The 24,466-nt window shown below is 62.9% G+C and carries 21 protein-coding genes and 1 pseudogene; 10 read left to right on the top strand and 12 right to left on the bottom strand.

Annotation, left to right across the window (positions count from 1 at the left end):
- Nucleotides 1-79 precede the first annotated feature (79 nt).
- From MTR72_RS31180 to MTR72_RS31140, 9 genes are all read right to left on the bottom strand, one after another.
- On the bottom strand, nucleotides 80-1,339 hold the full coding sequence (locus tag MTR72_RS31180; protein ID WP_341511741.1) for a cytochrome b: 1,260 nt from the start codon (nucleotides 1,337-1,339) through the stop codon (nucleotides 80-82).
- 10 nt (nucleotides 1,340-1,349) lie between these two features.
- The gene (locus MTR72_RS31175) at nucleotides 1,350-1,997 is read right to left on the bottom strand and encodes a hypothetical protein (protein ID WP_341511740.1); all 648 of its coding nucleotides are present in this window, start codon (nucleotides 1,995-1,997) and stop codon (nucleotides 1,350-1,352) included.
- Nucleotides 1,998-2,000: 3 nt separating this feature from the next.
- Nucleotides 2,001-2,378 carry a hypothetical protein gene (locus MTR72_RS31170; RefSeq protein ID WP_341511739.1) on the bottom strand — a complete coding sequence of 126 codons (378 nt, stop codon included), beginning with the start codon at nucleotides 2,376-2,378 and terminating at the stop codon, nucleotides 2,001-2,003.
- Entirely contained in the window at nucleotides 2,378-2,968 is a 591-nt protein-coding gene (locus MTR72_RS31165; RefSeq protein ID WP_341511738.1) for a superoxide dismutase, read from the bottom strand. The genes MTR72_RS31170 and MTR72_RS31165 overlap by 1 nt, the downstream gene beginning before the upstream one ends.
- 389 nt (nucleotides 2,969-3,357) lie before the next feature.
- Nucleotides 3,358-3,501, bottom strand: coding sequence for a hypothetical protein (locus tag MTR72_RS31160; RefSeq protein WP_341511737.1), 144 nt, complete (start codon nucleotides 3,499-3,501; stop codon nucleotides 3,358-3,360).
- Nucleotides 3,502-3,541: 40 nt separating this feature from the next.
- Nucleotides 3,542-4,270 carry a hypothetical protein gene (locus MTR72_RS31155; protein ID WP_341511736.1) on the bottom strand — a complete coding sequence of 243 codons (729 nt, stop codon included), beginning with the start codon at nucleotides 4,268-4,270 and terminating at the stop codon, nucleotides 3,542-3,544.
- Nucleotides 4,267-5,646, bottom strand: coding sequence for an ABC transporter permease subunit (locus MTR72_RS31150; protein WP_341511735.1), 1,380 nt, complete (start codon nucleotides 5,644-5,646; stop codon nucleotides 4,267-4,269). Before MTR72_RS31150 ends, MTR72_RS31155 begins: the two co-directional genes overlap by 4 nt.
- The gene (locus tag MTR72_RS31145; protein WP_341511734.1) at nucleotides 5,633-6,379 is read right to left on the bottom strand and encodes an ABC transporter ATP-binding protein; all 747 of its coding nucleotides are present in this window, start codon (nucleotides 6,377-6,379) and stop codon (nucleotides 5,633-5,635) included. Before MTR72_RS31145 ends, MTR72_RS31150 begins: the two co-directional genes overlap by 14 nt.
- Before the next feature lie 261 nt (nucleotides 6,380-6,640).
- Complete coding sequence (locus tag MTR72_RS31140; RefSeq protein WP_341511733.1) at nucleotides 6,641-7,903, bottom strand: MFS transporter; 1,263 nt, start codon at nucleotides 7,901-7,903, stop codon at nucleotides 6,641-6,643.
- Nucleotides 7,904-8,213: 310 nt separating this feature from the next.
- On the opposite strand from MTR72_RS31140, the gene MTR72_RS31135 reads away from it, so the two are divergent.
- Both MTR72_RS31135 and MTR72_RS31130 read left to right on the top strand, forming a co-directional pair.
- Entirely contained in the window at nucleotides 8,214-11,516 is a 3,303-nt protein-coding gene (locus tag MTR72_RS31135; RefSeq protein WP_341511732.1) for an adenylate/guanylate cyclase domain-containing protein, read from the top strand.
- A 21-nt stretch (nucleotides 11,517-11,537) separates the two neighbouring features.
- Nucleotides 11,538-12,218, top strand: a complete 681-nt coding sequence (locus MTR72_RS31130) for a peroxiredoxin-like family protein (RefSeq protein WP_341511731.1) — start codon at nucleotides 11,538-11,540, stop codon at nucleotides 12,216-12,218.
- A gap of 16 nt (nucleotides 12,219-12,234) precedes the next feature.
- Here MTR72_RS31130 and MTR72_RS31125 read toward each other — a convergent pair whose 3' ends face one another.
- Nucleotides 12,235-13,074: a uroporphyrinogen-III synthase gene (locus MTR72_RS31125; RefSeq protein WP_341511730.1), complete on the bottom strand. Its 840-nt coding sequence runs from the start codon at nucleotides 13,072-13,074 to the stop codon at nucleotides 12,235-12,237.
- A gap of 140 nt (nucleotides 13,075-13,214) precedes the next feature.
- Between MTR72_RS31125 and purU the strand changes: the two genes are divergently transcribed.
- Nucleotides 13,215-14,078 carry a formyltetrahydrofolate deformylase gene (purU, locus tag MTR72_RS31120; protein ID WP_341511729.1) on the top strand — a complete coding sequence of 288 codons (864 nt, stop codon included), beginning with the start codon at nucleotides 13,215-13,217 and terminating at the stop codon, nucleotides 14,076-14,078.
- A gap of 62 nt (nucleotides 14,079-14,140) precedes the next feature.
- On the opposite strand, the gene MTR72_RS31115 is transcribed toward purU, so the two are convergent.
- The gene (locus MTR72_RS31115; RefSeq protein WP_341511728.1) at nucleotides 14,141-14,425 is read right to left on the bottom strand and encodes a hypothetical protein; all 285 of its coding nucleotides are present in this window, start codon (nucleotides 14,423-14,425) and stop codon (nucleotides 14,141-14,143) included.
- A gap of 512 nt (nucleotides 14,426-14,937) precedes the next feature.
- Here MTR72_RS31115 and MTR72_RS31110 point away from each other — a divergent pair.
- The 6 genes from MTR72_RS31110 to MTR72_RS31085 all read left to right on the top strand — a co-directional run bounded on the left by MTR72_RS31110 (nucleotide 14,938) and on the right by MTR72_RS31085 (nucleotide 20,784).
- The gene (locus MTR72_RS31110) at nucleotides 14,938-16,113 is read left to right on the top strand and encodes an ABC transporter substrate-binding protein (protein ID WP_341511727.1); all 1,176 of its coding nucleotides are present in this window, start codon (nucleotides 14,938-14,940) and stop codon (nucleotides 16,111-16,113) included.
- Nucleotides 16,114-16,276: 163 nt separating this feature from the next.
- Complete coding sequence (locus MTR72_RS31105) at nucleotides 16,277-17,146, top strand: branched-chain amino acid ABC transporter permease (protein WP_280969829.1); 870 nt, start codon at nucleotides 16,277-16,279, stop codon at nucleotides 17,144-17,146.
- A 10-nt stretch (nucleotides 17,147-17,156) separates the two neighbouring features.
- Nucleotides 17,157-18,185 carry a branched-chain amino acid ABC transporter permease gene (locus MTR72_RS31100; RefSeq protein WP_280969830.1) on the top strand — a complete coding sequence of 343 codons (1,029 nt, stop codon included), beginning with the start codon at nucleotides 17,157-17,159 and terminating at the stop codon, nucleotides 18,183-18,185.
- Nucleotides 18,182-18,937 carry an ABC transporter ATP-binding protein gene (locus MTR72_RS31095; RefSeq protein ID WP_280969831.1) on the top strand — a complete coding sequence of 252 codons (756 nt, stop codon included), beginning with the start codon at nucleotides 18,182-18,184 and terminating at the stop codon, nucleotides 18,935-18,937. The genes MTR72_RS31100 and MTR72_RS31095 overlap by 4 nt, the downstream gene beginning before the upstream one ends.
- Entirely contained in the window at nucleotides 18,930-19,646 is a 717-nt protein-coding gene (locus MTR72_RS31090; protein WP_341511726.1) for an ABC transporter ATP-binding protein, read from the top strand. The genes MTR72_RS31095 and MTR72_RS31090 overlap by 8 nt, the downstream gene beginning before the upstream one ends.
- 19 nt (nucleotides 19,647-19,665) lie before the next feature.
- Complete coding sequence (locus MTR72_RS31085) at nucleotides 19,666-20,784, top strand: cobalamin-independent methionine synthase II family protein (protein WP_280969833.1); 1,119 nt, start codon at nucleotides 19,666-19,668, stop codon at nucleotides 20,782-20,784.
- 290 nt (nucleotides 20,785-21,074) lie between these two features.
- Here MTR72_RS31085 and MTR72_RS31080 read toward each other — a convergent pair.
- Nucleotides 21,075-22,794, bottom strand: a pseudogene (locus MTR72_RS31080) (caspase family protein).
- 258 nt (nucleotides 22,795-23,052) lie between these two features.
- Between MTR72_RS31080 and MTR72_RS31075 the strand changes: the two are divergent.
- Nucleotides 23,053-24,408 (top strand): hypothetical protein, encoded by a 1,356-nt coding sequence (locus tag MTR72_RS31075; protein ID WP_280969835.1) that lies wholly within the window; start codon nucleotides 23,053-23,055, stop codon nucleotides 24,406-24,408.
- Nucleotides 24,409-24,466 lie beyond the last annotated feature (58 nt).

The raw sequence follows: 24,466 nt of genomic DNA, 5'->3' as shown, positions 1-24,466 counted from the left end.
CGGCCACGCCCGGGGATACTAGTTGTTGTCATTTCAAGGTCCTTCGAAGAAATCGGCTATCGGTGACCGCGAACGCGCGTTAGGGCTTGGCTGAACTGGTCGCTGGTAATACTCCTTGGCTGATGCTGTTCGGCAGCGGATGGGGGCTTTCGATCCTCGCTACGAGAGGCAGAACGAGAAAGAAATGGGCGAAATAGTACGCGGCCCCGATCCGGCTCATGATCAACCATGTGCCTTCAGGTGGCTGCCCTCCGGCATAGGTCAGCAACGCGCAATCGGCGACCAGAAACCAATAGAAGACCTTGAACATGGGCCTGAACCGCCCTGAGCGAACCGGACTGGTGTCCAGCCATGGCAACGCGAACAGGACAAGGATCGATGTCAGCATGGCGATAACGCCGACGAGCTTGTCAGGGATCGATCGCAGAATTGCGTAGAACGGCAGTAGGTACCACTCGGGTACGATGTGCGGCGGTGTAACCCCAGGGTTCGCAGGAGTGTAGTTATCGGAGTTGAGAAGAGCGTTCGGTTCGTAGAAGACGAACCACGCAAACACCAGGAAAAGGACCATGAGCCCGAGCAGATCCTTCACTGTGTAATAGGGATGGAATGGGATTGTGTCGCCTGGATCCTTCGTATCGATCCCCGTTGGATTGTTTGAGCCAAAACGGTGCAGTGCGGCAAGATGAAGTCCGGCAACTGCGACAATCACAAAGGGCAAGAGATAGTGCAAAGAATAGAACCGGTTGAGTGTCGGATCTCCTACCGTGAATCCGCCCCACAACCAGGTGACGATACTGTCGCCAACCACAGGAATGGCTGAGAACAGATTCGTGATGACGGTCGCGCCCCAAAAGCTCATCTGCCCCCATGGCAAGGTGTATCCAAAGAACGCAGTTGCCATCATCAACAGCAAGATGAGGACCCCAAGGCACCAAAGCAGCTCTCGCGGCTCCTTGTAGGATCCGTAGTAGAGCCCACGAAAGATGTGGATATAGACCACTGCAAAGAACATCGAAGCGCCGGTGGTGTGGATGTATCGGAGGAGCCAGCCGTAGTTCACGTCACGCATGATGTGCTCGACGGACCGGAACGCACCGACGCCAGTCGGGACATAGTGCATCGCAAGCACGATGCCGGTCGCGATCATGATCAGGAGCACAATGCCCGCGAGCGATCCAAAATTCCAAAGATAATTCAGGTTTCGAGGTGTTGGATACGAGTTCAGCTCGTGATCCAGGAACGTGAAGAGCGGAAGCCGATAGTCGATCCAGCGAATGACAGGATTCGAGAACTCCGTCTTCGGTTGAGACACTCCTTCGATGATCTGCGATGACATCTTTGGCCTCCTACTTTGGATCGGAGATCGCCTGGACAATGCCGTCGGACGGCGAACCAAGTCCTTTCGGTGTCAGGACGACCTTCTTTCCCGTCGCGGTCACCTCGAAACAGCCGCCATCGGGCTCCGGCAGATCGACGCAGAGGTCGCCTCCCTGAATGGTCCACTTGCCGCGCTTCTTGCTTCCCATCGAATAGCTACGGAAGGTCCCGTCGCGTTCATAGACTTCGCGATAGTGGACCTCGTCGGTGACTTCCTTGCCCGACAACTTTGCTCGTATTTGCGCGCCGGATAATTTCTGGAGACCCTCCGCGGCAACAAATCCGGCATCGAGAGCAACGAGGCTCCCGATACCGGCGAGTACCGCGATGAAGCTCCTTGTGCGCAAGCTGCGCAACTTCGCCTCTTTCACTTCTTGCAGGCCTTGAGGCACATTTGGTACTCGGTCTTGCAGGCTGGTCCGGCGTAGTTCTTCATGCAAGCCTTTTGCTGCTCCGCGCATACCTTGCAGGATGTTTGAGCCTGCGCGGTAGCGTTCAGCGCAAAGAGACAAGTCAGTAGGGACAAAGTGAGTGCCACATTTCGCATTCGATCTTCCTTTCGTGAGGATACCAGCATCCTCATTCGGCGGGCGTTGCCCCGACGGGCCAGCCCGCATTCTTCATTGCTTGGCTGGATGCGCCATGACCCTTGCGTCGAATGTCTCCCCATCCTTGTTGGCGTGCATCCTGATGTACGGCCCTGACATCCAGACTTCATTGCACACAAGCGACGGGCTGCTTGGCATCGTCATACACAGCTTGTCGTCCCGAATTTTCCAGTTCCCGATCCAAGAGCTTCCCGATTCTGAACTGATGAGAGCGCCATCCGGTCGGAGATACATGGACCAGTGCGGTCCATCCGTGATGTCTTGGCCGACAACGCGCGCGCGGATCTGTTTGCCATCCAGCATTCGAAATTGATCTTCCGCGCGGGCATCAAATACCAAGGCCAGCGCCGCCGCGCAGACAACCAATCGAACAGCGTCTCTTCCACGCATCAGCTCTGTGTCCCTTCAAACGCACGTTGCACGGCCGGCCAATCGATCGCCGTCATGAAGACGTCGACGTAGCTCGCAGCCTTGGCGCCGTAGTCGATGTGATAGGAATGCTCGTACATATCGAGCGCCAGGATCGGCGTGCCGCCGGCCAAGGTGTGGCAGTGGTCCGAAGCCCATTGATTGACGAACTTGTGGTCGCGCGGCGACCAGGTCAGCAGCACCCAGCCGGAGCCGCCACCGAGCGCCTTGCCCATGGCGGCGAATTCGGTGCGCCACCGCTCGTAAGAGCCGAAGTCACGCGCCAGTGCCTCCTTTAAGCTCGTGTCGGGTTCGCTCTCGTCGCCAAGCCCGGCAAAGAACACTTCATGGAGGATCATCGAGTTGGTCGCGATGAGCTGCTCACGCTTGAGCCCGTTGATCAGAAAGCCCGGCGCAGTAGCAAAATCCAGCCCGGCAAGTTGCTCATCGATCAGATTGAGCCGTTTGACCGCACCGCCATAGTTGTTCTCGTAATGACTGATGATCATCCGCTCCGACATGCCGCGAATACGGCTCGGATCGCAGGACAGCGGCTTCATGACATAGGTCATGATTGTCCTCCGTTGACATCCATGATGATTTCTAGATTTGACGTATCGCGAGGCTCGGCCGCCTGGTTTCGGGCAGCGGAGTCGATCCACCGCTCGCTGCAGAATCTCGGCGCGGGCGAGAAAATAAGATGCGTTTCGGATGGGGGCGGCCAAACAGCAGACATGCAGCGTCCTTCCTTCTCGGAAAACAGGACGCGATTCTTGGGCATGTCGCCTCACGGGGAGATCGCTTCCCCGTCCGCGCAGATAAAGCGCGACTGACGGATTTGTCAACGCCGTCGAAGCTTGCTGGTTCCTCGGAGCCAGCACTTCGTATTATGGGCGCGAACCTGCCTGAGACCTGCCTGCCCCGATGTCACCGATACCGCTCGACGAAGGAAGCCATCTACTCAATCCTCGTCGTCATCGGCGGCACGTAGCCGACTGGTCTGCGTATTGACGGCAACCTTCGTGGCTTGGCCGTCCTTCGAACCGATCGCCTCGAATCCCAACAGCGGCAGGCCGCTGCCTGCCCATATCCATCTCCTGTCCATTGCGCCTGTCCTCTTCTTTCGATCTTCCCTCCTGTTCCCTTCAATTACTGCCGGCCGCTACGGTGTAGTCCGCAAAATACATGTGGCTGTCGGCCTTCGACCAGAGCCCGATCCGGCCCGAGACCGGTTGGGCCAGCGTGTGCTCCAGGTAGAGCTTGCCATCGAGATAGCCTTCCACCTTCGTTCCGTTCACGCGGACCTTGAGGTCATGCCACTGCCGCGTCGCGGTCGGCGTGTTGCGTACCCATTTGACGGAGGAGCGCTTGCCCCTCTCGAACTTCCACAGCACGATATTGTTCTCCAGACAGTTCGCGCGAACTGTCAGGTAGTCTCCGTTTGGCTTGAGGTTGAACAGAATGCCGGCGCCCTGGTCGATGCGACCGGACAAGCCTTCAAAGCGCACCGAGATCTCGCCATTGGTGAAATTGTCGACCTTCGGCGCAACCACGTACGGATAATAGGCATAGGCTTGCACGCGATCGAGGAATTCTGCATAGCGTTCCCCGTAGAGCGCGCGCGCCTTGTCGGCGATACCTGCCGACGATTGCCCTTCCTTCCACTGGCGGCCATCGACGGTTAGCACCTTCTTGCCGCCGTCCTCCTCGATCCTCCAGAAGCCCACCATCGGCACCAGTGATTTTGGCTCCCCGCCGACGGTTTCATTCGAGAGGTCAATTTTGATTGGTTCTGCGGCCAAGCCTGGCAGCGCCAGCGCCGCACAACCGATTGCCGAGAAAATGACCACTCCGATTTTCTTGCTGACACTCATCGCTTTACTCCGTGATGATGAACGAGCGAGCCTTTGTCCGGCGGGAGCCGGCGAATGTGTCGCCAGGCGAACACGATCAGGAGCGGCAATCCGCCGAAGAACCACGGCAGCGTCGCGTCCGCGCTAACGGCCAAGGGATAACCAGGGTACTCTTCGCCGACGCCAGGCGTCGGTGGCTGCGCGCCCGCGAGCGCATATAGCAGCGGCAGTATCTCTCGCGGGCTGGTGGAGCGGCTTACGTCGGTTTGATCACCGTAGACATATTCAATCTGGCCATAGGCGTCCGATGGTCTCGTAACGTTCGACCGCTCGCTCGCGAGAACGACGGTGACGTCGGGCATGACGCGCTCGAGCTTCGCCAGAACGTTCCGCCGAAGATCGATATAGCGGGGGTCCTCAGCGGCGAGATTGACCCTGATGATCAAGGGACGCCGAAGCGTCGCGAGCAAGCGTTCATCTGCACGCGAGAAGGAGTTGCGACGATCCTCGCTGAGATCCACGGACGCCCTTATCTGAGCTGCGCCGGCGAGCGCAACGACAACGACAAGCACACAAGATACAGAACGGATGATTTTCGTTCGCACCGGTGTTCCAGGAGGGAGCCAGACAACTGTCAGCGCAGTAAGCCCGCCAATGACGGCCGCCACGCCAAGCACGAGGCCGGCCGAGAGGAGCCCCTGTTCGAACGGACGCAGCGTCTGGGTTAGCGACATCTGCGCAAGCCAAGCCGACAGGCCGGAGCGGCCCGCGAGCGTGAAGTCCAGCACCCATGATCCGATCGTGACGGCAAGGGCGATGATGGCGGCAGTGGCTGAATTGTCGGAGATGACCGCGGCGAGCAACCCGATGGCTCCGGCCAGCAGGCCGTAGAGCAAATGGCCGAACAACAGATTCAGCGTCTCCGGCACGGCCAGATGACCGCCCAATACGGCCCAGACGGCCAGCGCGGAGAGTACAGGAATGCTGACCATAAGCCAGGCTGCCAGCACGGCGCAAAATTTCGCGGCGATCAGCGTCGAGGGGCGGTACGGCAATTGGACCAGCAGGCGCAATGCGCCACTTTCCTTCTCCTGGCCCAGCACCCGGATCGCCACGAAGGGAAACAACAACGTCACGGCCACATAGAATGAGCCGAATGTCGGAACCAGGATTCCGTCGAGCGGTGATAGGCTCCTCGCCAAAACTGGCGACTGCAGGGCCGCCGCACTTGACTCGCTATAGAGCGAGACTGCCTGGACGAAGCTGTACCCAACGAGCGGACAGACCAGCAGCAACATCGTCCAAAGTGCTCGCCCGGCCGTGACCTCGCGGAGCTCCTTTGCGAGCAGCGGGACGATCGGTGCGGTCGATCGTGCGTATGCTTCACGTGAGCGCAAGAAAGATATCCTCCAGCGAGCCGTTCGGCAGTCTCGTTTGCGCGCGCAGCTCAGCGAGTCCTCCGGACCCGCGCACCTGCCCTGCCGAGAGCAGGATGAAGCGGTCACAGACCCGTTCAGCGTCCTGCAATTGGTGAATTGAGAGGATCAGCGTGCGTCCGCGCGCCGTCTGTCGACGCAGTACGCCCATGACATCGCGCGTCTGCCGCAGATCAAATCCGTCAAATGGTTCGTCCATCAGCAACAGCTCATGCGGCGCAAGCAGTCCGATGGTCAGCATCAGGCGGCGGGCATAGCCTTTTGACAGCGCGTGCACGCGCTTTCGAAGCACCGGTTGCAATCCGAGCGCTTCGATGGTCGATTTGATATCTGCGTCTGAGCGTCGAAAGACGTCGCCGACAAACGAGACGACCTGCAGTGCCGATTGGTCTTGGTATGGACGGACGCCATCAGGCAGGTAGAACAGGACGTCGCGCCGACGGCCTGCGTGCAACGGCTCTCCGTGCCAAAAAACGTTGCCCGAATTCACCGGTAGAAGTCCGGCAATGGCTTCCAGGAGCGTCGTCTTGCCGGCGCCATTTGGACCGATAATGCCGAGGACTTCGCCGGCGACGGCAGAGAACGTCACGCCGTCGATGGCGGCGCCGTCGCTTCCATAGCGCTTGGTCAGATTTGTTACGCCCAGCAGAGGCGGCGAACGATCTGGCGAAGACCTGTCGTCGACGGTCGACATGCTGCGTCCTTCTCAGAAATCCGGACGCGATGCTTGGGCATGTCGCCTCATGGGGAGATCGCCATCCCCAGGCCCACGACTCTGCCAAAGCGGGCCTGCTTGTCAATTGGGAACCAGCGAGAAGCGAGGTCCCGAACTTCGCCGGCTATTCACTTCAGATTGATCAAGCCCTGGACGGCACGCAGTGCCGCGCAGACGGAACGACCTACGGTCAAATCTTGGTTCGGAGAGACGGGCCCGGTCCAGAGGCGGAACGCCTCGTTATCCTGCGTTGGCTGGCGCGTGTGCCGGCCACAGATCCTCACGCCAGCGGATCGCGATCGCCAGCATCGCGATAATCCCCGAGACCGCATAGAGCGATCCCATCGCGGAATAGCCGATCATGTCGATCAAGCTACCGGCGGCGAGCAACCCGAGCGGCAGGCCGTAGATCACCATCATGCGTACCCCCATGACACGGCCGCGCAGATGCGCGCTCGCGGTGCGCATCAGGATCACGGCGGCCGCAATCATCGACATGCTCTGGGCAATGCCGGCGAGCGCGAGGCAAGCCATGGCCACCGGCATGGTCCTGAGTTCGACGAACACCAGCAGCATCGCGTACCAGGCCAGTGTCGCGCCGATCAGAAGCCGGGCGATGCGCAGGCCGCTCACCAGGCTGAGCGTGATTGAACCGGTCAGCGAGCCGGCCGCAAAGCTCGCCGACAGGTAGCCGAGGCCGGTCTGGTCGGTATGAAAGATGTCGCGCGCGACATAAGGCAGCAAGCCGTTCGTCAGTGGAAATGCGGTGAGATTGGCCAGGAACGCAACGCAAAGCGCTGCGCGCATCCCCGGGCCATTCCAGGCGTAGATGATGCCTTCCTTCAGGTCACCCAGCAATCTCGGGATAGCGCGGTCGTTCGCTGGGAGATGACTCGTGACAACCGACTTTTTCGGCCGGGTCAGGCAGAGCATCAGAATCGCGGCGACAAAATAGAAGCCGGCGATCGCTACGTACACGAGGCCAATACCGAGCGCAGCGAACAGTCCGGCGCCCGTCAACGCTCCGGCGATGCGCGCGCTATCCTGCGTCGTGCGTGCGAAGCTGATGGCGCCGACTAGCTGCTCAGCCGGCATGATGTCGGCGAGCAGCGCGCCACGAACGCCGAGATCCGAGGGGCGGATCAGGCCCATGACCGCGACGATGATCATGACATTGAGCGGTGCCAGATGGCCGGTGAGAGCGAGCGCCATGATGGTCGACGACAGCACCGTATAGGCAAGGCGCATTGCGACCAGAAGATCGCGGTGACCCATGCGGTCTCCGATCATGCCGAACACCGGCGCAACCAGCGTCCCGACATATTGCAACGATGCAAGGACGGTGAGCAGGAGTACCGAGCCGGTCTCGACCATGATGTACCAGCCGAGCACCAGCGTTTCGACCTCGAACGCCCAGGAGGTGAGCAGATCGGATGGCCATTGGAAGCGGTAGTTGCGGATGCGAAATGGCGCGAGTGCGGAAGGTCGTGTGGTTGTGCTCAAGATGCGGTGACGGGTTTCACGGCGATTCCCTGTCCTTCTTATTTGTTCTTCTGTTTGGCAGGGTAGTACCGACGATGCCCGTGTCAATTGGCGCTACTGCATGCCGCCATGCTTGCCGACAAATCGCGATGCACCATGCGTCGCGTCTCCAACCGCCGCTTGCTCTTCCGGCGCGCCGAGCCCATTCTGGCTCGTATCACTCGGCCCATTCGGCAGGGTCCAGCAGATCGTGCCATCGCGGGCTTCCGCGTGGTCTTGGGTTACGGGTCTTGGGTTATGAAAGGTCTTGGGCCAGGAAAGGTCTTGGGCCATGAAGTGCTCGGGTTGCGGTTTCGAGGTTCAGAGCGGCTTTGCCTTCTGCCCGAAGTGCGGCACGAAGCAACCGAACGCGTGCCCTGGCTGCGGCTTTCCATGCGCGCCGGATTTCGCCTATTGCCCGAAATGCGGCGCGCTCGTCTCTGGGGCCCCCACAGGCGGCGGGCAGGCATCGGTGCAGACGAGCCCGTTGACACTCCCGATCAGGTCCTCCTTGCCATCGCTCGCGCTGACGGCCGAGCAGTCGGACAAAGTCGATAGCGAGGCGAACCGCCGCACCATTACCGTGTTGTTTGCCGACCTCAGCGGCTTCACTGCAATGAGCGAGCGGCTCGATCCCGAGATCATGCAGACGCTTCAGAACGAATTGTTCGAGGAGCTGACGGCCGCGGTGCAGAGTTTCGGCGGCTTCGTCGACAAATTCATCGGCGATGCGCTGCTTGCGCTTTTTGGCGCGCCCGCCGCGCACGAGGACGACCCCGAGCGTGCGGTCCGCGCTGCCCTCGACATGATCGGCCGGACGGCGCGTCTCAGCGACCGCGCGAAGGCGTATGCCGGTTCACCGCTGCTGCTCCATGTCGGCATCAACACCGGGCACGTCGTCGCGGGTGGGCTAGGCGTAGGTGTTGCGAAATCCTATTCGGTGACCGGCGACACCGTGAATACCGCCCAGCGATTGCAGTCGATGGCGCCTCCGGGCGAGGTGCTGGTCGGGCCGTTGACGCACCGTCTGACGCGGCATGCGTTCTCCTATGAATCGCTTGGCGAGGTTTCGCTTAAGGGCAAGATGGGCAGCGTCCTGGTCCACCGCCTGAAGGGGCCGCTCGAGGTGCCGCGTGCGGCACGAGGCCTCGACACGCTCGGCCTCGATGCGCCGCTGATCGGGCGTGACGCCGAGCTGGTGCGGGTGATCGGCTGCCTTGATCTCGCATGCGGCGGCGCGGCTCAACTGGTGCGGCTGGTCGGCGAAGCCGGCATCGGAAAAACGCGGCTGGTGAGCGAATTCGTCGCCCGCATCCGCGACGAGGATCGTTTCGCAGGCGTGGCGATCCGGCAGGCGATTTGCTCGCCGCTCGGCGAACAATCCTACGGCACACTCGCCGCCGTGCTGCGCAGCGCCTATGGCATCGCACAGAAGGCCGGTGCGGCAGAGGCCGAGGCGAAGGTCGCAGAAGCGCTGTGGGAGCTTGGCCTTGCGGCTGAAGAGGCCGATCGCCTGATGCCCCTCTATTTGCACGTTCTTGGTCTCGGCGATCCCAACGCCCTGCTCAGGCATGTCGAGCCCGAACAGCTCCGCCGACAGATCTTCTTCGCGATTCGCACCGTCTTCGAACGTCGCCTCGCCTTGTCCCCGCTTCTGATCATCGTCGAGGATCTGCATTGGGCCGACGCGGTGTCCCTCGAAGCGTTGCGGTTCCTGATGGACCGGCTGGAGCGGACGCGGCTGATGCTGCTGTTTACGCATCGGCCCATGCTGGAGCTGGATCAGTTCGGTTCGAGCAGGATCAGTCACACGACCCTTCGGCTGCCTCCGCTTGGCGATGCTGACGGACAAAGGCTGCTCGCGGCCTATTTCAGTCACGGTTGGCATGAACCGCCGGCAAATCTGTTCAGTCGGATCCTCGAACGTGCAAGCGGCAATCCGCTTTTCCTCGAGGAGATCATACGCGGCCTCATCGAGGCCGGCGCCCTGGAGCGCGACGGCGCGCAGTGGCGGATGAAGTCGGACGAAACCGCAGCCGATATTCCGGCAAGCATTCAGGCCTTGTTGCTGGCGCGCCTGGATCGGTTGCCGCATCAGGTGCGCCACTTGGCTCAGGAGGCCGCGGTGATAGGCCCGCGCTTTGATGCTGCTGTTCTCGGCGCGGCGGCAACCGAGCCGGCAAGGGTCGAAGCAGGGCTCGAACTTCTGTGCGACGCCGAGATCATCGAGGAGGTCGCGGGCTCGAATTCGATTTCGCTGCGGGCCTACCGTTTCACGCAAACCATGCTTCAGGACGTGATCTATCAAAATTTGCTCTTGCAGCGCCGGATCGAGCTCCATGGACGGATCGGCGCCGCGCTGGAGCGGCTCTATGGCAATGCACCCGAACGGCTCGAAGATCTCGTCCTGCTCGGACACCACTTCAGCCTTAGCGCGAGCAAGCCGAGAGGCGCGCACTATCTGCGCGCGGCCGGCGATCGCGCACGCGCGAGCTATGCCAACGACGATGCCATCCGCTTCTACCAGCAGTCTCTCGCCGTGCTGTTGACCGGCGGCGAACGGGATCCGGAGCGGTTGGTCTTGTACGAGCGGATCGCGGACCTCTGCCGTGTGGCAGGTCGACGAAGCACGGCCGAGGAGCACTACCAAAGCGCGCTGGAGGGGCACCGCGCGGTGGAGGACCGCATCGGCGAAGCGCGAATTCTTCGCAAGCTCGGCGGATTGTTGTGGGACGCCGGCAAGCGCATCAGGGCAGAGACGCACTATGCGGATGCAGCCGAACGGCTTGGCGCGACCGACGCGCCGATCGAGTGGGCGCATCTCCTGCAGGAGCGCGGCCGTCTCGCGTTTCGTTTGGGCGATCACGTCGCTGCCGCGAGATGGGCCGACGAGGCGCTCGGCCACGCGCGGTCCGTGCCGGTGGACGCGGACGAGCAAACCGGGCTCGAGGCAGCGCGCGCGATTGCGGAGGCTCTCAACACCAAGGGGGTCGCGCTGGCGCGGCTTGGACGACACCAGGAGGCGGTGCGCGAGGTGGAGCAAAGTGTCGCAGCAGCCGAAGCCGCAGGCCTCCTCAACGTGGCGTGTCGCGGCTACACCAACCTTGGCGTGCTCTACACGATCATCGACCCGGCGCAAGCCGTGGAGGTTTGCCGACGCGGACTCGACGTCGCGCACCGTATCGGCGATCTCGGCTTCCAGGCGCGCCTCCTTGCCAATTTTGCCGTCGCCTGTTGCACCTTCACGGACAGATGTACGGAGGAGGGAGTGCCTGCCGCCGAAAAGGCGATCGAGATCGACCGCGCGCTCGATCAGCGCGAGCATCTGCCGGTGCCCTTGATCGTGCTCGGGCAGATCCATCAATGCCATTTCCGGCCGGACCTGGCCGCGCGCTGCTACAACGAGGCCATCGAGGTGGCGAGCGAGAGCGGCGAGCCGCAGCAGCTCTTTCCGTGCTATGATGGTCTTGCGACACTGAACCTTGATCGAGACAACATGCCCGAGGCCGAGCGGTATTTTGCGCTGGCCCATGATGTTTGCGCCCGGCACGGGCTCGATCCCGCAGGGCTCATCGTATTGCCGTTTCTTGACTAGCCAATGTGAGGGAGTTCAACCATGTCAGACCGTCATGTCGATGGACCACTTCAGCCGGGCGATCGCGCGCCGAACGTCGTGCTGGACGCCATCACACGCGAAGGAAAGATCGCGCTCGATGATTATCGCGGGCATAGTCCGATTCTGGTCGGCTTGTTCCGTGGCCTGCACTGCCCGTTCTGCCGGCGCCACATCGCGGCGCAGGCACAGCTTGACGGTGCGCTGCGCGGGAAGGGCGTCGAAAGTCTCACGATCGTCAATACGCCTATCGACCGGGCGCGGCTCTATTTCCGTTATCATCCATTGCCCAACCTGCTTGCAGCCTCCGACCCCGATCGGGTCTCTCACCGCGCGTTCGGCTTGCCCAACATCGAGTTCACAGAGAACGAGACCGAGTGGCCGCGCAAGGTGGGCATGGACGTGGTCATGAGCATGCAAGTCGATATGCCCGGCGAATTGCCCGGCCCGATGAACCGCCCGACGGCCGCCGAGTACCTCAACAACAAGGACGGCTACGAGATGACCGAAGCCGATCAGCGCATGGCGGCAACCGGCACGGGCCAACTGTTCGGCCAGTTCCTGCTCGATCGGGAGGGGATCGTGCGCTGGACGTTTACGGAGGTTCCTGACGGCGGCCAGCGCATGTTCGGAGCGCCGAGCCCGCAGGAGCTGATGTCGGCCGCCTCGCAGGTGGCAGGCTAGGTATCGCGCCTGGCGATTAGCCCGCCACTTTCGGCCGTTTCTCCGCGAGCGCCGCCGCCATCGCCGAGATCAGCGGGCGCATGAAATAGTGGTCTTCCACCGGCGAGACGTCGGCGCGCAAGCCGTGCGCCGCGAGCTCGCCAGAGACCGCAGGTCCCACCGACGCGATCAGCGTCCGCTCGAATCCGGCGCGCAGGCGCGCCTCGCTGCCGTGCGCCTTTGCGGTCTCGATCAGGCGGCGGACATGGCCGAGATTGGTCAGCGCGATCGAATCGATCCGCCCCTCCGCCATCGCCTCGATCGCGGCCACGATGTTGGCGTCGGCCGCCTTGGGATCGTAGACGTAGGGCAGCACCGCATCGACGTCAGCGCCCTGCGCCGTAAGCGCGCCGGTCAGCGCGCTGTGGTCCTTGTCAGGATAGAGCTGAAGCCCAAGGCGATGCCCCTTCAGGTCGATCTTCGCCAGCATCTCGATCACGCCCTCGGTGGTCGGCTTCTCCGTGGTCTGCTGCGCGTCGAGAGCGACCTCGCGTAGCGCCCTGCCGGGTTTCGGCCCGCGGGCGAATTTTCGCGATTGGGCGAGGGACGCGACCAGGGCCCGATCGAGCCCGTGCGCGGCTGCAAGCTTCATGATCCGCCGCAGGCCTTCGCCGGTCATCAGCACGAGGTCGTCGAACGGCTTGTCGATGGCGCGGCGGATCCAGGCCTCGACCGGGGCGGGGTCGGGCGCGTCGTGAATGGCAAACATCGGACATTGCACGACCTCGGCGCCTTGCTCGGCCAAAAGCTTCGAGAACTGCGCCTCCTCGCGCGCTTCCAGGATCAGGATGCGGTAGCCGTTCAAGCGGTCGGCCATGGGCGTGCTCCGGTCGAAAATCGCAATGTTACATTCATCCTGACTCCGCGTGCGGGATTGGCGCAAGGGCGGGGTCGGTGATAGAGCAGGGCGCAAATCGCGGTGTTCCGCATCATTTGCACAAACCTTCATCAAGGCCCATGCCCGACCATCAATATGTCCTGACGCTCTCCTGTCCGGATCGCCCCGGCATCGTCTCGGCGGTGTCGACCTTTCTTGCCCACAACGGACAGAACATCCTCGACGCCCAGCAGTTCGACGACACCGAGACCGAGAAATTCTTCATGCGCGTGGTGTTCACCGCGGCCGATCTCGCCGTGGAACTGTCGGCGCTGCAAACCGGTTTTGCCGCGATCGCCGAGCGTTTCGGCATGGAATGGCAGATGCGCGACCGCGCGGCGCATCGCAAGGTGATGCTTTTGGTGTCGAAGTCCGACCACTGTCTGGTCGACATCCTCTACCGCTGGCGTACCGGCGAACTGCCGATGATTCCGACCGCGATCGTCTCCAACCATCCGCGTGAGGTCTATGCCGGGCTCGATTTCGGCGAGATCCCGTTCCATCACCTGCCGATCACCAGGGAGACCAAGCGTGAGCAGGAGGGGCAGATCCTCAATCTCGTTGCGAAGACCGGGACCGATCTCGTGGTGCTCGCCCGCTACATGCAGATCCTGTCGGATGATCTCTCGGCAAAGCTGTCAGGCCGCTGTATCAACATCCATCACTCGTTCCTGCCGGGCTTCAAGGGTGCAAAGCCCTATCACCAGGCGCACGAGCGCGGCGTGAAGCTGATCGGCGCGACCGCGCATTACGTCACGCGCGACCTCGACGAGGGCCCGATCATCGACCAGGACGTCGAGCGCATCAGCCATCGCGACACGCCCGAAGATCTCGTCCGCAAGGGCCGCGACATCGAACGCCGCGTGCTCGCGCGCGCGATCCGCTATCACCTGCAGGATCGCGTCATCCTCAACGGCCGCAAGACCGTGGTGTTTGTGGATTAGCGAACGGGGAGTGGCGAATAGTGAATGGAAGAAGCCCGGCTTCCCTATTCGCTATTCACCTCTCAATGCACCGCGCCGCCTGACGTCGAGCCCGTAGCGCCCTTCTGCGCCTGTTCCTCCTTCTCGCGCTCGGCCGCCGGCATCAGCCGCTTGCGCTCGCGCTCCTTCATGTAGGCGTCGTATTGCGGCGTGCCCGGCCGCGGCGGGGCGTCGGCCGGCAGGCCGCCGGCCCATTGCGGGATGTAGTCGCCCATGCCGGCCGACAGCTTCTCGTTGACGGTGCCGCAGCCGCAGAGCCCTGCACCGAGCGCTAAGAGGATTGTGAAGGAGCGGAAACGCGTCGGCATTGTCTGAGCACGGGAATTGGAACGGAAAGGCCGGCTGTGGCCGGCGCCGGGAGAGTAGTCATCAACAAGGTAAAATAGGCTTATTCGAGGTAGGTAATTGGCTACCAAGAGTCGGTCGCCCGGCGGCTCCCCGGATGTACAGATTCTGCAAGAGAAAGGCTTAATCCTCCATCCACGCCGCGCATCCCATTCCTAGACTGGACCGAAAGGCTCGCGACAAACTGGCTTGATTGGCGAAGGGATTTTTCGTTGACAAGTCCATTTTATTTGTACAACCGTACAAATGAAGGCGACAAAGGTCGAGATGCGCGGGGTTACCTGAACGTAACCGCGACATCGCTCCCGCGGTCGCCAATCGGAACGATCGGCTTGCGCCGAATGGTCGCCAAACGTCCGATTGACAATAGGGGCGCGAAAGACGCCATGTGGGTCGCGCGTGAGCTAAATTGAGGCAAGGACCGGGCACTCGGTCCGGCGCACAAGAGGTCAGGAATGAAGGGGAGGGACATCTGATGTTCGAAAGCAAGTTTTCTCTGGTCGCCGCGGTGGCCGCCATCGCGGCCCTTGCAGCCGCCGCGCCCGCCAAGGCGGCGGATAGCGTCAAGGTCGGCCTGATCCTGCCGATGACCGGCGGCCAGGCCTCGACCGGCAAGCAGATCGAGAACGCGATCAAGCTCTACATGCAGCAGAAGGGCGACACCGTCGCCGGCAAGAAGGTCGAGATCATCGTCAAGGACGACGCTGCGATTCCCGACAAGACCAAGACGGCCGCGCAGGAGCTAATCGTCAACGACAAGGTCAATTTCATCGCCGGCTTCGGCGTGACGCCGGCCGCGCTCGCCGCCGCGCCGCTCGCAACCCAGGCCAAGATCCCGGAAGTCGTGATGGCGGCCGGCACCTCCATCATCACCGAACGCTCGCCCTACATCGTGCGCACCAGCTTTACCCTGGCGCAGTCCTCGACGATCATCGGCGACTGGGCCGTGAAGAACGGCATCAAGAAGGTGGCGACGCTGACCTCGGACTATGCGCCGGGCAATGACGCGCTCAACTTCTTCAAGGAGCACTTCACCGCCGGCGGCGGCGAGGTGGTCGAAGAGGTCAAAGTGCCGCTGCAGAATCCGGATTTCGCGCCGTTCCTGCAGCGCATGAAGGATGCCAAGCCGGATGCGATCTTCGTGTTCGTCCCGGCGGGCCAGGGCGGCAACTTCATGAAGCAATATGCCGAGCGCGGCCTCGACAAGGCCGGCATCAAGGTGATCGGACCGGGCGACGTCACCGACGACGACCTCCTCAACAACATGGGCGATGCCGTGCTTGGCACGGTCACCGCGCATCTCTATTCCGCGGCCCATCCCTCGCAGATGAACAAGGACTTCGTCGCGGCTTACAAGAAGGCTTTCGGCAACCGTCCGGGTTTCATGGCGGTGAGCGGCTATGATGGCATCCACCTGATCTACGAGGCGCTGAAGAAGACCAATGGCGACACCGACGGCACCAAGCTGGTCGAGGCCATGAAGGGGCAGAAGTGGGAGAGCCCGCGCGGCCCGATCTCGATCGACCCGGAGACCCGGGACATCGTCCAGAACATCTACATCCGCAAGGTCGAGAAGGTCGACGGCGAGCTCTACAACGTCGAGTTCGCGACCTTCGAGGGCGTCAAGGATCTGGGCAAGACCAAGAAGTGACGCGCGAAAGCGCGTCATACTGGAGCTGCCAAGCAGCTCCTCTGCGTTATGCCCGGGCTTGACCCGGGCATCCACGCAAAGCCAAGAAAAGAAAGACCAGAGAAGAACGCGTGGATGGCCGGGACAAGAGCCCGGCCATGACGACTAGCTCTAAGCAGGATCGATGACCGCAATCCTCACCAACCTGTTCGATGGCGTTGCCTACGGCATGCTGCTGTTCGTGCTCGCCTGCGGGCTTGCGGTCACGCTCGGCCTGATGAACTTCGTCAATCTCGCTCACGGCGCCTTCGCAATGGCCGGCGGCTATGTCTGCATGGTGCTGGTCAACCGGCTGGGCTGGCCGTTCTTCGCAGCGCTGCCGCTCGCCTTCGTCTCGGCCGCGGCCATCGGCATCGCGCTCGAACGCACACTTTACCGCCATCTCTACACGCGCAGCCATCTCGACCAGGTGCTCTTCACGATCGGCCTGACCTTTATGTCGGTCGCCGCCGTCGACTACATCCAGGGATCATCGCGCGTCTTCATCAACCTGCCGGCCGCGCTCCAGGGCCAGTTCGATGTGTTCGGCATCGGCATCGGCCGCTACCGGCTGATGATCATCGTGATCTGCGGACTCCTCACCATCGCGCTCCAGATGGTGCTGGCCAAGACCCGCTTCGGCAGCCGTTTGCGCGCCGCGGTCGACGATCCCCGCGCCGCGAGCGGCCTCGGCATCAACGTGCCGCAGGTGTTCGCCTTCACCTTTGCATTTGGTTGCGGGCTCGCCGGCCTCGGCGGCGCGCTCAGCGCCGAGATCCTCGGCCTCGACCCGTATTTCCCGCTGAAGTTCATGATCTACTTCCTGATCGTGGTCACCGTCGGCGGCTCCTCCTCGATCACCGGCCCGTTCCTGGCCTCGCTCCTGCTCGGCATCGGCGACGTCGCCGGCAAGTATTACGTGCCGAAGATGGGCCCTTTCGTGATCTACACCATGATGATCGTGATCCTGATCTGGCGCCCGAACGGCCTGTTCGGCCGCACGGCCGCGCGTTGAGTTAAAGCCGATGAACGCTTCTTCCGACGTCGGTTACCACGCCCAGCGCCAGGCGCGCTGGCACTATGGCGAAGTCGCCTTCTGGCTCATCGTGCTGGCCTGTGGCTTTCTGTTTCCCACGCGCTATCTGATCATGACCGACATCCTGCGCCTGGCGCTGTTTGCGATGTCGCTCGACCTCATCCTCGGCTATGCCGGCATCGTGTCGCTCGGCCACGCCGCCTTCTTCGGCGTCGGTGCCTATGGCGCAGGCCTTCTTGCCCTGCATGGGATCATCAACGAGCCGGTGCTGGCGCTGCTCGCCGCTGGCCTTGCCGCGATGGTGCTCGGATTCGCCACCAGCTTCCTGGTGATCCGCGGCGTCGACCTGACCCGGCTGATGGTGACGCTCGGCATCGCGCTGCTGCTGGAAGCGCTCGCCGAGCGCTTCTCCAACATCACCGGCGGCACCGACGGATTGCAGGGCATCGAGATGCAGCCGATCTTCGGCCAAATCCCGTTCGACATGTTCGGCAAGGCCGGTTTCTTCTACTCGCTCGCCGTGCTGTTCCTCTTGTTCCTGCTCGCCCGCCGCGTCGTGCATTCGCCGTTCGGCCTGTCGCTGCGCGCGATCAAGAACAATCCGCTGCGGGCTGCGGCGATCGGCATTCCCGTCAACCGCCGCCTGATCGCGATCTACACGCTCGCCGCCTTCTATGCCGGCATAGCTGGGGCGCTGTTCACCCAGACCACGGCGATCGCCTCGCTCGACGTGTTCGCCTTCGAACGCTCCGCCGACCTAATGCTGGTGCTGGTCATCGGCGGCACCGGCTATCTCTATGGCGGCCTGATCGGCGCCGTGGTGTTCCGCATGCTTCAGGAATGGTTCTCCACCATCACCCCACAATACTGGCAGTTCTGGATCGGGCTCGTGCTGGTCGTGATCGTCCTGGTCGGCCGTCAACGCCTGCATCGCTGGGTGCTGTTCGTGCCGAACCTGATCATCAAGCAGGTGGCCGGGCGCAAGGCCGTCGTCGCCGTGCCGGAGAGCGACGCATGACCATTGCGCTCGAAACCCAGAATCTCGAAAAGACGTTCGGCGGCCTGCGCGTCACCCGCGACCTGTCGCTTAGGATCGAGCAGGGCGCCCGTCACGCGCTGATCGGCCCGAACGGCGCCGGCAAGACCACGGTGATCAACCAACTCACCGGCGTTCTCAAGCCGAATTCCGGGCGCATCCTGCTCGAAGGCCAGGACATTACCGATCTGCCCGTGCACAAGCGCGTGCTGCGCGGCCTGTCACGCACCTTCCAGATCAACCAGCTCTATCCCGACCTGACCCCGCTCGAGACCATCGGGCTCGCCGTCTCCGAGCGGCTCGGCCATGGCGGCGACTGGTGGCGGCGGATGGGGACGCGCGACGACGTCAATGACGAGATCGCCGATCTCCTGACGCGCTTCCATCTGCTCGACGTCATGAACGAGCAGACCGTGACGCTGCCTTACGGCAAGCAACGCCTGCTCGAGATCGCGGTCGCAATCGCGGCCAAGCCGCGCGTGCTGCTGCTCGATGAGCCCGCGGCCGGCGTGCCCGAAAGCGAGCGCCACGATATCCTGGCCGTGGTCGGCGCGCTGCCGCGCGAGGTCACCGTGCTCCTGATCGAGCACGATATGGACCTCGTTTTCTCCTTCGCCGATCGCATCTCGGTGCTGGTCTCGGGTGCGCTTCTCACCGAAGGCCCGCCCGACCAGGTCGCGCGCGACCCTCAGGTCAAGGCGGTCTATCTCGGCGAGGAGGCGGTCAATGTCTGATCTGCTCGCAATCGAATCCTTGCGCGCCGGCTATGGCGAGGCGGTGGTGCTGCCCAACATGTCCCTATGCCTTGCGGAGGGGCAGGTGCTGGCACTGCTCGGCCGCAACGGCACCGGCAAGACCACGCTGATCAACTCCATCGTCGGCGTCACCCGTCGCTTCGCAGGCAGTGTCGCGCTCGCCGGCACCGACGTCACGGCTCTGCGGCCCGACCAGCGGGCGCGCGCCGGCATCGGCTGGGTGCCGCAGGAGCGCAACATCTTCCGCTCGCTCACGGTGGAGGAGAACATGACCGCGGTGGCGCAGCCCGGTCCCTGGACAGTCGAGAAAATCTACGAGATGTTCCCGCGGCTGAAGGAGCGGCGAAGCAATTTTGGCAACCAGCTCTCCGGCGGCGAGCAGCAGATGCTCGCGATCGGCCGCGCGCTCACCCTCAATCCGAAGGTCCTGCTGCTGGACGAGCCGACCGAGGGCCTCGCCCCCATCATCGTCGAGGAGCTGCTGAAGGCGATCGGGACCATCACCCGGGCAGGCGGCATCTGCTCGATCATCGTTGAGCAGAATGCCCAAAAGATTCTGGGGCTTGCCGACCGCGTTGTGATATTGGAGCGCGGAACGATCGTCCACGACGCCCTGAGCGCCGCGCTGAAGGCCGACCCCTCGGTCCTTGAGCGCCATCTCGGCGTCGCCGGGGCGGCCGCCCACTAGAAATCCCGGGAGTAAGAAAATGCAGCGAACCAGAGCCCCGTTCCGCGCCGACGAGGTCGGCAGCCTCCTGCGCCCAGCCAAGATCAAGGAAGCCCGCGCAAAACTCGAGAAGGGCGAGATCTCGGCCGATGACCTGCGCAAGGTCGAGGACATGGAGATCGAGAAGGTCGTGCACAAGCAGGCCTCGGTCGGCCTGAAGCTCGCGACCGACGGTGAATTCCGCCGCTCCTGGTGGCATTTCGATTTCCTGGCCAAGCTCACCGGCTGCGAAATGTTCCATCCGGACACGGGCATCCAGTTCGCGGGCGTCGAGACGCGGCATGACGCGGTGCGGGTGATCGGCAAGCTCGACTTCCCCGACAACCATCCGATGCTGGATCACTTCCGCTTCCTGAAGAAGTACGCCGACCAGGCCCACGTCACGGCCAAGATGACGATCCCCTCGCCAGCGGTGCTGCACTTCCGCGGTGGCCGCAAGTCGATCTCCAAGGACGTCTATCCGGATCTCGATGCCTTCTACGAGGATCTCGGCAAGACCTATCGGAAAGCCGTCAAGGCGTTCTACGACGCCGGCTGCCGTTATCTCCAGTTCGACGACACGGTGTGGGCCTATCTCTGCTCGCAGGACGAGTTGAAGAAGGCGCGCGAGCGCGGCGACAATCCGGACGGCCTGCAGCAGATCTATGCACGCATCATCAACTACGCGCTCGCCGAGAAGCCCGCCGACATGGTGATCTCGACTCACGTCTGCCGCGGTAATTTCCGCTCGACCTGGATCTCCTCGGGCGGCTACGAGCCGGTCGCCGAGACCCTGCTCGCCGGCACCAACTACGACGGCTACTTCCTGGAATATGATTCCGACCGTGCCGGCGGCTTCGAGCCGCTGCGCTTCCTGCCCAAGGGCAACAAGGTCGTCGTGGTCGGCGTCATCACCTCGAAGTTCGGCGAGCTCGAGAAGAAGGACGACATCAAGCGGCGTCTCGAGGAAGCCGCGAAGTTCGCCCCGCTGGAGCAGCTCGCGCTCTCCCCGCAATGCGGCTTCGCTTCGACGGAAGAAGGCAACATTCTTTCCGAGGAGGAGCAGTGGGCCAAGCTCAGCCTTGCCGTCGAGATCGCCAAGGAAGTGTGGGGCAATTAGGCTCTCTCCAGCAGCGCAGATAGCGTCATGGCCGGGCTTGTCCCGGCCATCTACGTTTTGAGCGATGTCGGCTTCGTATCAAGCAGGCGTAGCCCGCATGGTGTAGCGAGATGCGGAGCCTGCTTTTCCTCCCCTCGCTGTCATTCCCCGCGAAAGCCGGGAATCCAGTACGCCCCGGCTTCTCCGCTGTCTCTGGAATACTGATCGTCCGGTCAAGCCGGGCGATGACGACTGAGTGCGTGTGTCGGGCAGCTTCGCTGCAGTCGCGATGGAGGGCGCGAATCGCGCCCTCATTTCTCCACCAGATATACCTCGCCCAGCAGCGACGAGTTCGACCACGGCACCTGCTTGTTCTTGGTGGTCGAAACGACCTCGGCCCGCACCCGCGTCAGCATCTGCTGCACCTCTAAGCCCGGCGTGCCGATATGACGGGAGAGGGCGGCGGAGAACGGCGAGTTGGCGCCGTCGCCGTCGAGCGCCACTTGGCCCGGCGCGGTGGCGAATGCGATCAGCGTGCCGGCGCCCAGCGTCGCGCCATTGCCGAGACTCGTCGGCGCTGCGAGACCCGAGGCGCCTTCGATGCCGCGACTGGTCCCGGCCGAAGCCACCTGCTGCGCCATCGGATTGTTGCGGCAGGCATCAAAAATCAGAATGTTGGTGCGGACCTGGTCGTCGAGCCCGGCCATGATCGTGTCCATATCGATCATCGCCTCCGTCATGTTGGCGCCCCCCTTGAGCTCGACGTCGACGGGGATGAGGTAGTTGCGGCCGTCGACCTGCACGCCATGCCCGGCATAGTAGACCATCGCCACCTGCGCACGCGCCGGGTCGCGCAGGAAGTCGCGCGTCATCTTCTGCATCGCTGTGCGGTCGAGATCGACGCCCTCGGACACGGTGAAGCCGATCTCGCGCAGGCTCTTTGCCACCGCGCGTGCGTCATTGGGCGGATTGGGCAGCGCCTTGACATGGGTATAGGCGCCGTTGCCGATGACCAGCGCCATGCGCTTGCCGGGGCTTGCGGGGGGTAGGCGAGGACGCTGGCGTGGCGTTGCCCTGCTGCTGCACAGGCGTCCCCTGCTGTTGTGGCGACGGCGTCGGCGCATCGCGCGGGATCGGCGCACTCGCGTCGGTCACCAGCGAGAGTCGTACCTTCGCCGTCGCCTGGTTGGCCTTGCTGCCGGCATCCGAAGCTGCGATCGCCAGCGTTGCCTTGTAGTCGTCGCGGGCGTGGGAATAGTCGCCTTTCGCCTCGTAGGCGAGCGCGCGATGGACATAGCCGGAAATCAGCACGCTGTTCGGCGGCGTCATGATGTTGGTCGGCGGCTTCTCCTTCGCAAGCCGGATCGCCTCGCTGCCGTCAGCGATGGCGCGGTCGAGATCGCCCTTGGCGCGCCAGATCGCGGTACGATTGATCAGCGGCTGCGGCAGGGTCGGGTCGAGCCGGATCGCCTGGTTGATGTCGGCGAGCGCGCCGTCGAGATCGCCGAGTGCTTGCTTGGAGATGCCGCGGTTCTTGAATGCAAACGCGGAATTCGGCTCCAACTTGATCGTGGCATCGTAGTCGGCGATTGCCTTGGCGTAGTCGCCTTTGCCGCGCCAGGCATTGCCACGGTTGTGAAAGATGATGCCGCTCGGCGGCCCGAGCTTCAGCGCATCGTCGAAATCGGCGATCGCGATGTCGTATTCGCCCTTGTCGTAATAGGCCGATCCTCGCAGATTGTAGACCGCCTGGCTCGGCTGCAGCCGGATCGCCTCCGTGGCATCCGCGATGACCTTGGCGTAATCGCCTTTCTTGTTCCAGCCCACCGCACGCCAGAAATAGACGGTCGCGAGCTGCCCGCCCTTGAAGACCTTCAGTGCGATGATCTTGTTGCAGGCGTCGATCATCTGATCCGCCGGCGTGGTCTCGGTGGTGCAGAGCGGCCCGAGCTGATTGCGCGCTTGCGCCAAGGCGGGCACCGACCACAAGGCGGCGGTGAGCAGGCAGAGCGCGACGAACAGGCGGCGCATGGCGGGATCCTGTCGGAGGAGGGAGGCGTCCGTTTGTTGCGCGGCCATACGCGCGGGTTCAAATTCCAGCGCCCGCAATGATGGTGTTGCGAGGTTGGCGCACCATCTTCCCAACGTCGTCCTGGCGCTAGGACGGCGCTGAGGGTGTCGCGCTGTCATTCCGTCCCTAACGCCACATCCCCGCCACCGCATTCCCCCGGTGGGCAGAAGATGCTAGGACCGCGGGTCAAACCCCGCTGCCCGCACCCGTCCCACCCCATGAAGAACGGCGAGCTCCTCAGCCAGATCACCGAATTCTGCCGCAAGGCGGACATGGCGGAATCGACGTTTGGGCGGCGGGCCGTCAACGACGGCAAGCTGGTGCAGCGGTTGCGCGAGGGCAAACGGATCACCATCGACACGCTGGAGCGGATCCAGGCCTATATGGCTGCGTCGATGCCCGGCGGCATGCCGCCGCCGCGCGGGCTTCAGGTGCCGCCGGAGAAGCGCGATCCGCGCGGCAATTTCCGCTTCTTCGAGAACCGGCAGAAATACCTGCTGTTCGTCCACACCTGCAGCGAGAAGCGGGTGATCGCGGATCGTGTGGCGCTCGAGCTTGCCGCCATTCATCCGCGTCCGCCGGCGCTGCGGGTGTTCGACGCCGGCGTCGGCGATGGCACGGTGCTGGCCCGGGTGCTGCGGTCGATGCACCAGCGTTATCCAACCATGCCGTTCTATGTCGCCGGCAAGGAGTTGAGCCTCGAGGACGTCCGCCTCACGTTGGAGAAGGTGCCGGACCGGCTGTTCGAGCACCCGGCCTCCGTATTCGTCTTTACCAACATGTACTATGCCGAGGCACCCTGGCTCACGCCGGCTTCGCCCGCGGCCGCGGCTGCCACGGTCTGGCACGAGGTGCCGCTGCGCGGGGCCTCGTCCGGCGAGTTCGAGGCCCAGATCGCCGATCTAAAGCCGTTCCTGGAGCAGAATTGGCGTGCCGCCGTCAGCCCGCGCACGGGCATGCCGCTCTATGAGCGGCCGGTGGTGCTGGTGCTCTACCGGGAGGACCACCGATTCCTGCTTGATTCGACGATTCCGCGGCCGGGCCAGATCGAGGCCAATTTCGACCTTGTCATTGCATCCCAGCCATACCGGGCCAAATCCTCGGTCAATTTCCGGGCAAAACGCATCGTTGCCCCGCTGGCGCGGGCACTTCGGGCCGGCGGCCGCCTGATCGGTATTCACTCTCACGGCAATGACCCGGGGATGGAGATTATCCAGGCCATTTGGCCCGGAGAAAATCCTTTCTCCGTGAGCCGTCATGAGCTATTGCGCGCGGTGAAATACGAGCTTGGATCGGCCGGGCGCGACCTCAATTTTAACGCATATGCCGATAACCGTTCGATCTTCCGGTATGATATGGAAGCCCTGCCCAACGAGGTCACCGGCACCATCGGAACCTCGACAGCCTTTGCAGCGTGGAATGCGGCGGTGTATGTCGCTCAGATTGAGGACGACCGATTGACAGAAACGACTCAAAACGGCCGCACTCTGGATGCCGCCAGGGACGTGCTGCGAAAGCACAACGGGCTCTGGTTCTTCGACGAATCCTACGTCATCTCGCGTCGGCGTGATTGACATCACCCAAGGTTAAACATCGCAAACGACCGCCGCGAGCGGCGGAACAAGGGGTTAC

Origin of the sequence: Bradyrhizobium sp. ISRA442, from assembly GCF_038085055.1 — a bacterium.
Lineage (GTDB): Bacteria > Pseudomonadota > Alphaproteobacteria > Rhizobiales > Xanthobacteraceae > Bradyrhizobium.
The sequence above is the reverse complement of the archived record's forward strand: the minus strand, read 5'-3'. Positions and strand labels throughout refer to the sequence as shown.